1 protein-coding gene is annotated in these 835 nt (G+C 69.9%); it reads left to right on the top strand.

Features of this window, described 5'->3' with window-relative positions:
* Positions 1-14: 14 nt before the first annotated feature.
* The coding region (locus ABN034_RS34240; RefSeq protein WP_349695111.1) for an HNH endonuclease signature motif containing protein at positions 15-835 on the top strand (821 nt) is incomplete at its 3' end.

Below are 835 nucleotides of genomic sequence, written 5' to 3'. Positions count from 1 at the left end.
GTCAGGACCTGCCGATGGCGGGGACCGCGGCGGCGCGGGTGTTCGTCAAGACCGTCGCCAGACGCATCAAGGGCGAGGGTGATGGCAGGACGTTGGCGCAGATCGAAGCCGACGTGTTCCTCGACCTCCTCCGCGGCCGGAACCCCGCAGCCACCGCCACCGCCAATCCGGCCACCGCCGATCCGGCCACCGCCGCCGATCCGGGCACTAGTGCGGACCAGACCAGCAGGACCGACCCGGCGCCCCGCAACCCCCACCGCGACCCCGACTGCGACCACGCGTCCAGCAGCGCGTCCGGCAGCGCGTCCGGCACCGGCGCCGACGACGAGGCCGTCGGTGACGTGGAAGCCTGGGATGCTCCGGGTGATGGTGGTGCGTGTGTCGAGACCGGTGATGAGCACCTGGTGGCGAAGGTGGAGTTGGTCGCCGACCTGGAGACCTGGCTCGGCCTCGGCGAGAAGGCAGGCGAACTCGCCGGCCTTGGCGCCATCACCCCGGCGGTGATCGACGACATCAAGAACGCCGCGGCAGGCGGATTCGAGTACTGCCGCACCGTCACCGTCGGCGGCAAGGTCGTCTACCATCAGGCCAGCAGCGGACGCTACAAACCGACTGCCGCCCAACGCCGGTTAATCCAAGCGATGCACCGCACCTGTAGCCAGCCCGGCTGCAGCCGTCCCGCCGTCGCCTGCGATCTCGACCACACCATCGAACACCGGCTCGGCGGACCTTCCTGCGCATGCAACCTCGCGCCCCTGTGCCGTAGACACCATCGCGCCAAACACGAAGGCGGCTGGTGGTGGACCCAGAACCAACCCGGCCACCTCACCACCCA

The organism is Actinopolymorpha sp. B11F2 (genome assembly GCF_040195635.1).
Lineage (GTDB): Bacteria > Actinomycetota > Actinomycetes > Propionibacteriales > Actinopolymorphaceae > Thermasporomyces.
The sequence above is the reverse complement of the archived record's forward strand: the minus strand, read 5'-3'. Positions and strand labels throughout refer to the sequence as shown.